This is a genomic window from Tenacibaculum sp. TB-56 (genome assembly GCF_059716275.2).
In genome coordinates this window covers 1,928,789-1,942,019 of sequence record NZ_CM201367.1, presented here as the reverse complement: position 1 = coordinate 1,942,019, position 13,231 = coordinate 1,928,789, and the positions used below count along the sequence as shown (strand labels likewise).

General features: G+C 35.9%; 7 protein-coding genes, 5 tRNA genes and 2 pseudogenes. All 14 read right to left on the bottom strand.

The window, feature by feature from the left end; genetic code table 11:
* Positions 1-18: 18 nt before the first annotated feature.
* The 14 genes and pseudogenes from rpoC to AC3VI6_RS09335 all read right to left on the bottom strand — a co-directional run bounded on the left by rpoC (position 19) and on the right by AC3VI6_RS09335 (position 13,157).
* Positions 19-4,266: a DNA-directed RNA polymerase subunit beta' gene (gene rpoC / locus AC3VI6_RS09400; protein WP_497705970.1), complete on the bottom strand. Its 4,248-nt coding sequence runs from the start codon at positions 4,264-4,266 to the stop codon at positions 19-21.
* A gap of 98 nt (positions 4,267-4,364) precedes the next feature.
* Positions 4,365-8,174 carry a DNA-directed RNA polymerase subunit beta gene (gene rpoB / locus AC3VI6_RS09395; RefSeq protein ID WP_497705969.1) on the bottom strand — a complete coding sequence of 1,270 codons (3,810 nt, stop codon included), beginning with the start codon at positions 8,172-8,174 and terminating at the stop codon, positions 4,365-4,367.
* A 234-nt stretch (positions 8,175-8,408) separates the two neighbouring features.
* The gene (gene rplL, locus AC3VI6_RS09390) at positions 8,409-8,783 is read right to left on the bottom strand and encodes a 50S ribosomal protein L7/L12 (protein WP_028892878.1); all 375 of its coding nucleotides are present in this window, start codon (positions 8,781-8,783) and stop codon (positions 8,409-8,411) included.
* Between the two features lie 49 nt (positions 8,784-8,832).
* On the bottom strand, positions 8,833-9,348 hold the full coding sequence (gene rplJ / locus AC3VI6_RS09385; RefSeq protein ID WP_274633618.1) for a 50S ribosomal protein L10: 516 nt from the start codon (positions 9,346-9,348) through the stop codon (positions 8,833-8,835).
* Between the two features lie 21 nt (positions 9,349-9,369).
* Positions 9,370-10,063, bottom strand: a pseudogene (gene rplA / locus AC3VI6_RS09380) (50S ribosomal protein L1).
* Between the two features lie 20 nt (positions 10,064-10,083).
* Positions 10,084-10,521, bottom strand: a complete 438-nt coding sequence (gene rplK, locus AC3VI6_RS09375) for a 50S ribosomal protein L11 (RefSeq protein WP_274633617.1) — start codon at positions 10,519-10,521, stop codon at positions 10,084-10,086.
* 64 nt (positions 10,522-10,585) lie between these two features.
* Positions 10,586-11,137 (bottom strand): transcription termination/antitermination protein NusG, encoded by a 552-nt coding sequence (gene nusG, locus AC3VI6_RS09370; protein WP_497705968.1) that lies wholly within the window; start codon positions 11,135-11,137, stop codon positions 10,586-10,588.
* Positions 11,137-11,328 carry a preprotein translocase subunit SecE gene (gene secE, locus AC3VI6_RS09365; RefSeq protein WP_274633616.1) on the bottom strand — a complete coding sequence of 64 codons (192 nt, stop codon included), beginning with the start codon at positions 11,326-11,328 and terminating at the stop codon, positions 11,137-11,139. Before secE ends, nusG begins: the two co-directional genes overlap by 1 nt.
* Positions 11,329-11,381: 53 nt before the next feature.
* Positions 11,382-11,454: transfer RNA gene (locus AC3VI6_RS09360), tRNA-Trp, on the bottom strand.
* A gap of 59 nt (positions 11,455-11,513) precedes the next feature.
* A pseudogene (gene tuf / locus AC3VI6_RS09355) lies at positions 11,514-12,702 on the bottom strand (elongation factor Tu).
* A gap of 75 nt (positions 12,703-12,777) precedes the next feature.
* A tRNA-Thr gene (locus tag AC3VI6_RS09350) sits at positions 12,778-12,850 on the bottom strand.
* Between the two features lie 11 nt (positions 12,851-12,861).
* Positions 12,862-12,934: transfer RNA gene (locus tag AC3VI6_RS09345), tRNA-Gly, on the bottom strand.
* A 23-nt stretch (positions 12,935-12,957) separates the two neighbouring features.
* Positions 12,958-13,040: transfer RNA gene (locus AC3VI6_RS09340), tRNA-Tyr, on the bottom strand.
* Between the two features lie 43 nt (positions 13,041-13,083).
* A tRNA-Thr gene (locus AC3VI6_RS09335) sits at positions 13,084-13,157 on the bottom strand.
* Positions 13,158-13,231 lie beyond the last annotated feature (74 nt).

Genomic DNA, 13,231 nt, shown 5'->3' with positions numbered 1-13,231 from the left:
CTTTGTTCAATCTCATCTTTAGGCAGCAACGATTTGATCTTCATATGCTCTCATTCCTGTACCTGCTGGTATACGCTTACCTACAATTACATTTTCTTTTAATCCTTCTAAGGTATCAATCTTACCATTTACAGCGGCTTCATTTAATACTTTAGTTGTTTCCTGGAATGATGCAGCTGAGATAAATGACTTCGTTTGTAACGAAGCTCTTGTAATACCTTGTAATACTTGCTCAGCAGTAGCTGGTTGAGCATCACGTGCAATTACTAAGTTTTTATCTTCTCTACGTAATAAAGAGTTTTCATCTCTTAATTGACGAGCAGTAACAATTTGTCCTGGTTTTAAGTTTGCTGAATCTCCTGAGTCTTCAACAACTTTCATTCCGTAGATAGCATCGTTTTCTTTGATGAAATCTGTTTTATGAACTAATTGATTTTCTAAGAATAAGGTATCTCCTGAATCAATAATTCTAACTTTACGCATCATTTGACGTACTACTACTTCGAAATGCTTATCATTAATCTTCACCCCTTGTAAACGATATACTTCTTGAATTTCATTCACTAAGTACTCTTGTACAGCTGAAGGTCCTTTGATATTTAAGATATCTGTTGGAGTAATTGCTCCGTCAGATAACGGCATACCTGCTTTGATGAAGTCATTTTCTTGAACTAAGATTTGGTTAGATAACTTGATTAAGTATTTTCTAACATCACCTGTTTTAGATTCAATAATGATTTCACGGTTACCACGCTTAATCTTACCAAAAGATACAACTCCGTCAATCTCGGCTACTACTGCTGGGTTAGATGGGTTACGTGCTTCAAATAATTCTGTTACACGTGGTAAACCTCCTGTAATATCTCCTGCTTTACCAGACTTACGAGGAATTTTCACTAATGTTTTACCAGACTCAACTTTATCGCCATTATCAACAATTAAGTGAGCACCTACTGGTAAACTGTATGAACGTAATGCATTACCATCAGCATCTTCAATGATTAATGAAGGAATGATTTTCTTGTTCTTAGAATCAGTAATTACTTTTTCTTGGAAACCTGTTTGTTCATCAATTTCTACAGAGTAGTTAATTCCTTGCTCTAAGTTATCAAACTTCACTTTACCAGCGAATTCTGAAACGATAACTCCGTTAAATGGATCCCATTGACATAGAGCATCTCCTTTTTTGATCGTTTTTCTATCTTTATCAAAAATGATAGAACCGTAAGGGATAATGTTTGTACTTAATACAACTCCATTCTTTTTATCGGTAATCTTAATTTCAGCAGTACGAGAAATAACGATATCTACTTCTTCACCAGCTGCATCTTTACCTTTTACAGTACGTAAATCGTCAATCGTTACATTACCGTCAAACTTAGCGATTAACTTGTTATCTTCTGAAATGTTTCCTGCTACCCCTCCAACGTGGAACGTACGTAATGTTAACTGTGTACCTGGTTCTCCAATCGATTGTGCTGCAATTACACCAACTGCTTCACCTCTTTGAACTTTCTGACCAGTAGACATGCTTTGTCCGTAACACTTCTCACAAATTCCTTTTTCAGACTCACAAGTTAATGCAGAACGAACTTCAACTGTATCTACACCTGCAGCTTCAATTTTATCAGCTAATAATGGAGTAATTAATTCTCCTGCTGCTATTAATAACTCATCTGAGTTTGGTGGATATACATCATGTAATGCTGTACGACCAGAAATTCTATCACTTAAAGATTCAACGATTTCATCGTTTTTCTTTAATGGAGAAACTTCTAATCCTCTTAATGTACCACAATCTACCTCGTTAATAATAACATCCTGAGATACATCTACTAAACGACGTGTTAAATAACCTGCATCGGCTGTTTTTAATGCGGTATCGGCAAGACCTTTACGAGCACCGTGCGTAGAGATAAAGTATTCTAAGATTGATAAACCTTCTTTAAAGTTAGATAAAATCGGGTTTTCAATAATTTCTCCACCACTAGCTGTAGACTTTTTAGGTTTTGCCATCAGACCACGCATACCTGTTAACTGACGAATCTGCTCTTTCGATCCACGCGCTCCAGAATCTAACATCATAAATACCGAGTTAAATCCTTGTTGGTCTTCACGTAAACGCTTCATCGATAATTCAGTTAATCGGTTGTTGGTAGATCCCCAAACATCAATTACCTGGTTATAACGCTCTTTTTGCGTTAACATACCCATGTTATAGTTCATGATAATACCATCCACTTCTTGGTTTGCCTCAGCAATCATTGCGTGTTTCTCTTCTGGAATAATAATATCACCTAATGAGAATGATAAACCACCTTCGAAGGCGTATTTATATCCCATATTTTTAATTTCATCTAAGAATTTTCCAACAGCTGGTATATCAGTAACTTTTAAAATTCTACTAATAACACCTCTTAATGATTTCTTAGTTAAAACTTCATTAATAAACCCTGCTTCTTCTGGTACAACTTCGTTAAATAAAACTCTACCTACAGTAGTTTCAATAATTCTAACTACGTGCTCTCCATTAACTACATCATTAGTACGAACCTTAATACCTGCATTTAGGTCTACTTTTTCTTCATTTAAGGCAATAATTACCTCTTCTGGAGAGTAGAAAGTTAATCCTTCACCTTTAATTGGCACTTCAGGAGTTGACTTTCTTTCTTTCGTCATATAATAAAGTCCTAATACCATATCTTGTGATGGTACTGTAATAGGAGCTCCGTTTGCTGGGTTTAAGATATTGTGAGAACCTAACATTAATAGTTGAGCTTCTAAAATAGCTTCTGGCCCTAATGGTAAGTGAACTGCCATTTGATCCCCATCAAAATCCGCGTTAAATGCCGAACATGCTAATGGGTGTAAACGAATTGCTTTACCTTCTATTAATTTTGGTTGGAATGCTTGAATACCTAAACGGTGTAAGGTAGGGGCACGGTTTAATAACACCGGGTGTCCTTTAATTACATTTTCTAAGATATCCCAAACAACTGGTTCTTTGCGATCTATAATTTTCTTTGCAGATTTTACAGTTTTAACAATACCTCTTTCGATTAACTTACGAATAACGAAAGGTTTGTATAATTCTGCTGCCATATCTTTTGGCAATCCACATTCAAATAATCTTAACTCTGGTTCAACAACAATTACCGAACGTGCAGAATAATCGACACGCTTACCTAATAAGTTTTGACGGAAACGTCCTTGTTTACCTTTTAAACTATCAGATAATGATTTTAATGGTCTGTTAGACTCAGTTTTTACTGCAGATGATTTACGTGTGTTATCAAATAATGAATCTACTGATTCTTGTAACATACGCTTTTCGTTACGTAAAATTACTTCTGGAGCTTTGATTTCCATTAATCGCTTTAAACGATTGTTACGGATGATTACACGACGGTATAAATCATTCAAATCAGAAGTAGCGAAACGACCTCCATCTAATGGAACTAATGGACGTAATTCTGGTGGAATAACCGGAATTACTTTCATAATCATCCATTCTGGATTATTTTCTCTGTTCTTTTGAGAATCTCTAAAAGCTTCAACAACATTTAAACGCTTTAATGCTTCGTTTTTACGTTGCTTAGAAGTTTCAGTATTTGCTTTATGACGTAACTCATAAGATAATTGGTCTAAATCGATTCTTTCTAATAAATCGATTAAACACTCTGCTCCCATTTTAGCGATAAACTTATTAGGATCAGTATCTTCTAAGTACATGTTTTCTTGTGGAAGTGTATCTAAAATATCTAAATACTCTTCTTCTGTTAAGAAATCCATTTTTTGTAATGGTTCTCCTTCAGCATTTTTAGCAATACCTGGTTGAATTACTACATAACGCTCGTAGTAAATAATCATATCTAACTTTTTAGATGGTAACCCTAAAAGGTATCCCATTTTGTTAGGTAATGATCTAAAATACCAAATATGTGCTACAGGTACCACTAAGTTAATATGACCTACTCTATCTCTACGTACTTTTTTCTCAGTAACTTCAACCCCACAACGGTCACAAACGATACCTTTATATCGAATTCTTTTGTATTTACCACACGCACACTCGTAATCTTTTACAGGACCAAAGATACGCTCACAAAATAACCCATCTCTTTCTGGTTTATGTGTACGGTAGTTAATAGTTTCTGGTTTTAACACCTCACCTTTTGAAGCCTCTAAAATAGACTCAGGTGATGCTAAACCTATTGAAATTTTGTTAAACTTCTTAACAGTGTATTTTTCGTTTTTTCTTGCCATGATAATGGATTCGAATTAAAAATAAATGTCTTTTAACAAGACTGATATTGAAAAAATGATTTGCCTCAGAGCCTAGACTCTGAGACATTTCACTGTGATTATTCTTCTAATTTAACGTCTAATCCTAAACCTTTAAGTTCGTGCATTAATACGTTAAATGATTCTGGTAAACCTGGTTCTGGCATAGCCTCACCTTTTACAATACTTTCGTAAGTTTTTGCTCTACCTAATACGTCATCAGACTTAACAGTTAAGATTTCACGTAAGATACTTGATGCACCATATGCTTCAAGTGCCCAAACTTCCATCTCTCCAAAACGCTGACCTCCAAACTGAGCTTTACCTCCTAATGGCTGTTGTGTAATTAATGAGTAAGGTCCGATAGAACGTGCATGCATCTTATCTTCAATCATGTGACCTAACTTAATCATATAAATTACTCCTACCGTTGCTGGCTGATCGAAACGCTTACCTGTACCTCCGTCATATAAGTATGTATGACCGAATCTTGGAATTCCTGCTTCGTCTGTTAATTTATTAATTTCATCTAAAGAAGCCCCGTCGAAAATAGGAGTCGCATATTTTTGACCTAATTTTTGACCTGCCCATCCAAGAACAGTTTCATAAATCTGACCAATGTTCATACGCGATGGTACCCCTAATGGGTTTAATACGATATCTACTGGTGTTCCGTCTTCTAAGAAAGGCATATCTTCTTGACGTACGATACGTGCAACAATACCTTTGTTTCCGTGACGTCCTGCCATCTTATCTCCTACTTTTAATTTACGTTTCTTAGCAACATAAATTTTAGCAAGTTTTAAGATTCCGGCTGGTAATTCGTCTCCTACAGAAATAGTAAACTTCTCACGACGTAAAACTCCTTGTAAATCATTTACTTTAATCTTGTAGTTGTGAACTAATTCTACAACTAAATCGTTTAACTCCTTATCAGTAGTCCAAGTTCCGTTTAAATGTGTAAAGTCTTCAACAGAGTTTAACATTTTTTGCGTGAACTTTTTACCTTTTGGTAGTACTTCTTCTCCTAAGTCGTTATAAACTCCTTGAGATGTTTTACCTGATACTAAATTGAATAATTTTTCAACTAATACATCTTTTAAGTCTTCAAACTTAGATACGTAAGATGATTCTAAAGCTGCGATAGCTTCTTTATCACGAGCACGCTTATTCTTATCTTTTACTGCACGCTTGAATAATTTTTTGTTGATTACAACACCCCTTAATGATGGAGAAGCTTTTAATGATGCATCTTTTACATCACCTGCTTTATCACCAAAGATGGCACGTAATAACTTTTCTTCTGGAGTTGGATCAGATTCTCCTTTTGGTGTAATCTTACCAATTAAGATGTCACCAGGATTTACTTCTGCTCCAATACGAATCATACCGTTTTCATCTAAGTCTTTAGTAGCCTCTTCAGAAACGTTAGGAATATCATTTGTTAACTCCTCTGCTCCTAACTTCGTATCACGAACATCTAATGAATACTCATCAATGTGGATAGAAGTAAAGATATCTTCACGAACAACTTTTTCAGAAATCACAATCGCATCCTCGAAGTTATACCCTTTCCAAGGCATGAAGGCTACTTTCATGTTTCTACCTAAAGCTAATTCTCCTTTTTGTGTTGCATAACCTTCACAAAGCACTTGTCCTTCTTCAACTCTATCACCTACTTTTACGATTGGTTTTAGGTTAATGTTAGTACCTTGGTTGGTTTTTCTAAACTTAATTAAGTCGTATGATACTTCATCAGAATCGAAGCTTACCATACGCTCTTCTTCTGTTCTGTCGTACTTAATTGTAATTTTGTTGGCATCTACATACTCAACAACTCCTGCTCCTTCAGCATTGATTAAGATACGAGAATCTTTAGCAACTCTACGCTCTAAACCAGTACCAACGATTGGAGATTCTGGACGTAATAATGGAACTGCTTGACGCATCATGTTCGATCCCATTAACGCGCGGTTCGCATCATCATGCTCTAAGAAAGGAATTAACGATGCAGAAATCGAAGCGATTTGGTTAGGCGCAACGTCCATATAGTTAATTGCTTCAGGACTTTCTACCGGGAAATCTCCTTCTTCACGAGCAATTACTCTATCTCCTTCTATCTTACCATCATTTGCAACAGGTAAGTTAGATTGAGCAATCTTCATTCCTTCTTCCTCCTCAGCACTTAAATAAATAGGTTCTTCAGAAGAAACTGAACCATTTTCTACTTTCTTATATGGAGTTTCGATGAATCCCATATTGTTAACTTTAGCATAAACAGCTAAAGAAGAAATAAGTCCAATGTTTGGTCCTTCAGGTGTTTCAATCGGACATAAACGACCGTAGTGAGTATAGTGAACGTCACGCACCTCGAAACCTGCTCTTTCACGTGATAAACCTCCAGGTCCTAATGCCGATAAACGACGCTTATGTGTAATCTCTGCTAATGGGTTTGTTTGATCCATAAACTGAGATAACTGGTTGGTTCCAAAGAAAGAGTTAATTACTGAAGATAAAGTCTTAGCGTTAATTAAGTCGATTGGAGTAAATACTTCGTTGTCACGAACATTCATTCTTTCACGAATAGTACGTGCCATACGAGCTAAACCTACACCAAATTGACCAGCTAATTGCTCACCAACAGTTCTAACACGACGGTTAGATAAGTGATCGATATCATCTACTTCAGCTTTTGAATTGATTAACTCAATTAAATACTTGATGATGGTAATGATATCGTTCTTTGTTAATACTTTTTGATCTAAATCTTCATCTAAACCAAGTTTAGTATTCATTCTAAAACGTCCTACCTCACCTAAACTATAACGTTGCTCTGAGAAGAATAATTTTTCAATAATTCCTCTTGCAGTTTCCTCGTCTGGCGGTTCAGCATTACGTAATTGTCTATATATATGCTCTACAGCCTCTTTTTCAGAGTTTGTAGGATCTTTTTGTAATGTATTGTGGATGATTGCATAGTCTGCTTGCTGATTATCTTCTTTGTGTAATAAGATAGTCTTAGCACCAGAATCTATAATTTCATCAATATGTTCTTTTTCAATAATGGTATCACGATCGAAAATAATTTCGTTACGCTCAATCGATACTACTTCTCCTGTATCCTCATCAACGAAATCTTCGTGCCAAGTTTTTAAAACTCTCGCCGCTAATTTATGCCCTAATACCTTCTTTAATCCAGCTTTTGAAACTTTTACTTCTTCAGCTAAATCAAAAATTTCTAATATATCTTTATCTCTTTCAAAACCGATGGCTCTGAATAATGTTGTTACTGGTAATTTTTTCTTTCTATCAATATAAGCATACATTACTTGATTGATATCGGTAGCAAATTCTATCCAAGAACCTTTAAAAGGAATTACTCTTGCAGAGTATAATTTGGTTCCGTTTGCGTGGAAAGATTGCCCAAAGAATACACCTGGTGAACGGTGTAATTGCGACACTACAACTCTTTCTGCTCCATTAATAATGAATGTTCCAGAGTTAGTCATATAAGGAATTGTACCTAAGTATACATCTTGAACTATCGTTTCGAAATCTTCGTGTTCAGGATCGGTACAATATAATTTTAAACGTGCTTTTAAAGGTACACTGTAAGTTAAACCACGCTCGATACATTCTTGAATGCTATATCTTGGTGGATCTACAAAGTAGTCTAAAAATTCTAGTACAAATTGATTACGTGTATCGGTAATCGGGAAGTTATCCATAAAGGTTTTGTACAAACCTTCTTCTCCACGTTCTTCTGCTTTAGTTTGCAATTGGAAAAAATCTTGAAATGATTTTACCTGAATATCTAAAAAATCTGGATAATCAGTTCCTAACTGCGAAGACGCGAAGTTAATTCTTTCAGTAGTGTTTATCGTTGCCAAAAGAGATGCTATTTTTAATTAAAAATAATATTTTTGAAACTTAACCGTTTCAATACTGCAATTTTAATTGCTTTACTGATTAAAAACCAGCACTTTATAATCGTAAAATCACAATGGAATTTATTGTGAAAAATAAAGAACGAATATATACACAAAATGGTTTAGGCCTAAAAACATGTGTTTTTAATACCTAAACCTTAATTGTTTTTCCCCGTTTTAAATCGGGAGTATAGCTTACTTAAGCTCTACCTCAGCTCCTGCTTCTTCTAAAGACTTCTTAAGACCTTCTGCCTCATCTTTAGAGATTGCTTCTTTTACTGGTGCTGGTGCGCTATCAACGATTTCTTTAGCTTCTTTTAATCCTAATCCAGTTAATTCTTTAACTAACTTTACAACTGCTAATTTAGAACCACCTGCTGCTTTTAAGATTACATCAAACTCAGTTTTTTCTTCAGCTGCATCTCCACCACCTGCTGCTGGACCTGCTACTGCTACAGCTGCTGCTGCTGGCTCAATACCATACTCTTCTTTTAAAATATCAGCTAATTCATTAACTTCTTTTACTGTTAAGTTAACTAATTGCTCTGCGAAATCTTTTAAATCTGCCATTTTAATTGTTTTTAAAAATTTTATTATTTTAGTTTATTAGTGCGCGAAATTATTTTTCTGATAATGTCTTTAAGATACCTGATAACTTACCACCACCTGATTGTAATGCTGAAACAACATTCTTAGCAGGAGATTGTAATAAGGTAATAATATCTCCAATAAGTTCTTCTTTAGACTTGATGTTAACAAGAGCGTCTAATTGGTCATCTCCAACATAAACTGCTTCTTCAACATACGCACCTTTTAATAAAGGCTTGTCTGATTTTTTTCTGAACTCTTTGATAACTTTTGCTGGTGCGTTTGCAGCCTCAGCAATTAACATTGAAGTATTACCTTTTAATACGTCTGGTAACTCTCCGAAATCTTTATCAGAAGCTTCCATTGCTTTAGAAAGCAATGTATTTTTAACAACAGCCAATTGTACGTTAGCTTTGAAACAAGCTCTACGTAAGTTAGATGTAGTAGCTGCATCTAAACCAGAAATATCTGCTAAATAGATTGTGCTAGTATCTGCTAATTGTGCTGTTAAATCTTGTATTACTTGTGATTTTTCCTCTCTAGTCATAATTAAAAAGTTTTAACTGCCTTACGATACTGTTTTAACATCTACAGCAACACTAGGGCTCATAGTAGAAGAGATAAAGATACTCTTAATATAAGTTCCTTTAGCCGCTGTTGGCTTTAATTTAATTAATGTTTGAATTAACTCGTTTGCATTTTCTGTAATCTTTGCAGCATCAAAAGATGCTTTTCCGATTGCAGCGTGTACAATACCAGTTTTATCTACTTTAAAGTCGATTTTACCAGCTTTTACTTCTTGTACTGCTTTTGCAACATCCATAGTTACTGTACCTGTTTTTGGGTTTGGCATTAAACCACGAGGACCTAATACACGTCCTAAAGTGACCTAATTTACCCATAACTGAAGGCATAGTAATAATAACGTCAACATCAGTCCAACCTCCTTTAATCTTTTGAAGGTACTCATCTAATCCAACATAATCAGCACCAGCTTCTTTAGCTTCTGCTTCTTTATCTGGAGTAACTAATGCTAAAACTTTTACATCTTTACCAGTTCCGTGAGGTAATGTTACAACTCCACGTACCATTTGATTAGCTTTACGAGGATCTACTCCTAAACGTACTGCTAAATCTACAGATGCATCAAATTTTACGTTTGTAATTTCTTTAACTAAAGCTGATGCTTCACTTAAATTATAAACTTTAGAGCTATCTACTTTAGCACGAGCCTCTTTTTGTTTTTTAGTCAATCTTGCCATTTTCTAAATCTCTTTTAAGTTTATGCAGGAGCATCACCTGTTACTGTTAATCCCATAGAACGAGCTGTTCCGGCAATCATTTTCATTGCAGACTCTACTTCAAAGGCATTCATATCAGCCATTTTGTCTTCTGCAATTCCACGAATTTGATCCCAAGATACGCTTGCTACTTTCTTTCTATTAGGCTCACCTGAACCTTTCTTAATTTTGGCCGCTTCTAATAATTGTACCGCAGCTGGTGGAGTTTTTACAACAAACTCGAAAGATTTGTCTGTATAAACTGTAATAACAACAGGTAATACTTTACCTTGTTTGTCCTGTGTACGAGCATTAAACTGCTTACAGAACTCCATGATGTTAACACCGGCAGCACCTAAAGCGGGTCCAACTGGTGGCGACGGATTCGCTGCACCTCCCCTAACTTGTAGTTTTACTAATTTACTTACTTCTTTTGCCATTGTTTAAGATTTAACGATGTGCTTAAATTGGAAGCTTAAACACACCAAAATATAGGTGTAACAATTATATTTTCTCTACTTGCATGTAATTTAGTTCTAATGGAGTTTTTCTTCCGAAAATCTTTACCATTACCTCTAATTTACGTTTTTCTTCATTAACCTTTTCAACTGTCCCATCGAATCCGTTGAAAGGTCCGTCAATTACTTTTACAGTTTCACCAACTGAATAAGGAATTGCAACGTTTTCATCTTTAACAGAAAGTTCATCAACCTTACCTAACATTCTGTTTACTTCTGATTTACGCATTGGTACTGGATCACCTCCTTTTGTTTCACCTAAAAAACCAATAACTCCAGTTACTGATTTAATTACGTGAGGAACCTCACCTGCTAAATTAGCTTCTACCATTACATAACCAGGAAAGTAAACTCTTTCTCTGTTTATCTTCTTTCCGTTTCGTACTTGAATAACTTTTTCAGTTGGAACGATTACTTGGTTTACATAATCAGACAACCCATGACGCGCTATTTCAGTCTCGATATAAGACTTAACCTTATTTTCTTGACCTCCAATAGCTCTCACAACATACCATTTCATCACCGAATCAGTCATCATTAAAACATTTTAAAGAAGTTATCTAATCCTGTTTGAAAAACTTTATCTATTCCAGCTACTGCTAAAGCAAAAACAATAGTGAATACTGCTACTACCACTGTAGACTTTTGAGCTTCTTCGCGAGATGCCCAAGTCATGTTGGTATTTAATTCTTCAAAAGAATCTTTAATATATTGTACAAAGTTACTCATATTTTATCCTTTTAACGAGTTGCAGTAAAACCACAACTCGTTTTTAATTTTTGCACGGGTTGAGAGACTCGAACTCCCGACACCTGGTTTTGGAGACCAGTGCTCTACCAACTGAGCTAAACCCGTATTTATAAAGGAGTCTCACTAATAAGGAGACTCCTTATAAATTTATAATTAAACTATAATTAGTCTAAAATTTCAGTTACCTGACCAGCTCCTACTGTTCTACCTCCTTCACGGATTGCGAACTGTAAACCAACGTTTAATGCGATTGGTTGGATTAAGTCTACGATGATAGTTAAGTTATCACCTGGCATTACCATCTCTACTCCTTCTGGTAAGTTGATGTTACCAGTTACGTCTGTTGTACGTACGTAGAACTGTGGACGGTAGTTGTTGTGGAATGGAGTGTGACGTCCACCTTCTTCTTTCTTTAAGATATATACCTCAGCTTTGAATTTAGCGTGTGGAGTAATAGAACCTGGCTTACAGATTACCATACCTCTCTTAATATCTTCTTTTGCAATACCTCTTAATAAGATACCTGCGTTATCTCCTGCCTCTCCTCTATCTAAGATTTGACGGAACATTTCGATACCAGTTACAGTAGAAGTTAACTTCTCGTCACCCATACCGATGATCTCTACAGGATCTCCAGTGTTAACGATACCAGTTTCGATACGTCCTGTTGCTACAGTACCACGACCAGTAATAGAGAATACATCTTCGATTGGCATTAAGAATGGCTTTTCAGTATCTCTTGGTGGCTCTTCAATCCAAGTATCAACAGCTTCCATTAATTCTAATACTGTATCAACCCACTTTTGCTCTCCGTTTAATGCACCTAAAGCAGAACCAGCGATTACAGGACCGTTATCTCCATCGTACTCATAGAAAGATAATAAGTCTCTTACTTCCATTTCTACTAATTCCAATAACTCCTCGTCATCAACCATATCAACTTTGTTTAAGAAAACAACGATACGTGGAATACCTACCTGACGACCTAATAAGATGTGCTCACGAGTTTGTGGCATTGGACCGATCTGTAGCAGCTACTACTAAGATAGCACCATCCATTTGTGCAGCACCAGTTACCATGTTTTTTACGTAATCGGCGTGACCTGGACAGTCAACGTGTGCGTAGTGACGGTTAGCTGTTGCATACTCTACGTGAGAAGAGTTAATTGTGATACCTCTTTCTTTTTCTTCTGGAGCGTTATCGATTTGATCAAAAGCTCTCTGCTCAGAAAATCCAGCATCTGCTAATACTTTAGTAATTGCAGCAGTTAAAGTAGTTTTACCGTGATCTACGTGACCAATAGTACCTACGTTTAAGTGCGGTTTCGAACGATCATAAGTTCCTTTTGCCATGATTATTAATTTTAATTCTTAGTTAAATATATTTAGTGTTATTTTAAAACTCTTGTCAAATAAACTCTAAAATAGAGCCAACAACGGGATTTGAACCCGTGACCTCATCCCTACCAAGGATGCGCTCTACCAACTGAGCTATGTCGGCAACGAATTTAGAGCGGGAGACCGGGTTCGAACCGGCGACATTCAGCTTGGAAGGCTGACGCTCTACCAACTGAGCTACTCCCGCAATTTTGTTTCTTAAGATTTTTGTGGGGAGAGCAGGATTCGAACCTGCGAAGTCGTAAGACAACGGAGTTACAGTCCGTCCCATTTGGCCGCTCTGGAATCTCCCCAAAAATCTTAAATCAAAATTTTAATGAACTTTTGTTCTTTTAGAGCCGATGGAGGGACTCGAACCCACGACCTGCTGATTACAAATCAGCTGCTCTAGCCAGCTGAGCTACATCGGCAATTGCTATAAAAAAACAATCCGCTATTTCTAACGGACTGCAAATGTAAAAAGTAATTTTTGATTTTTAAAACT

Bases quoted from the DNA above. Each gene is read 5' to 3' on its own strand.
- rpoC (WP_497705970.1), bottom strand. From the start codon at position 4,266: ATGGCAAGAAAAAACGAAAAATACACTGTTAAGAAGTTTAACAAAATT.
- rplL (WP_028892878.1), bottom strand. From the start codon at position 8,783: ATGGCAGATTTAAAAGATTTCGCAGAGCAATTAGTTAACTTAACAGTA.
- rplJ (WP_274633618.1), bottom strand. From the start codon at position 9,348: ATGACTAGAGAGGAAAAATCACAAGTAATACAAGATTTAACAGCACAA.
- rplK (WP_274633617.1), bottom strand. From the start codon at position 10,521: ATGGCAAAAGAAGTAAGTAAATTAGTAAAACTACAAGTTAGGGGAGGT.
- nusG (WP_497705968.1), bottom strand. From the start codon at position 11,137: ATGATGACTGATTCGGTGATGAAATGGTATGTTGTGAGAGCTATTGGA.
- secE (WP_274633616.1), bottom strand. From the start codon at position 11,328: ATGAGTAACTTTGTACAATATATTAAAGATTCTTTTGAAGAATTAAAT.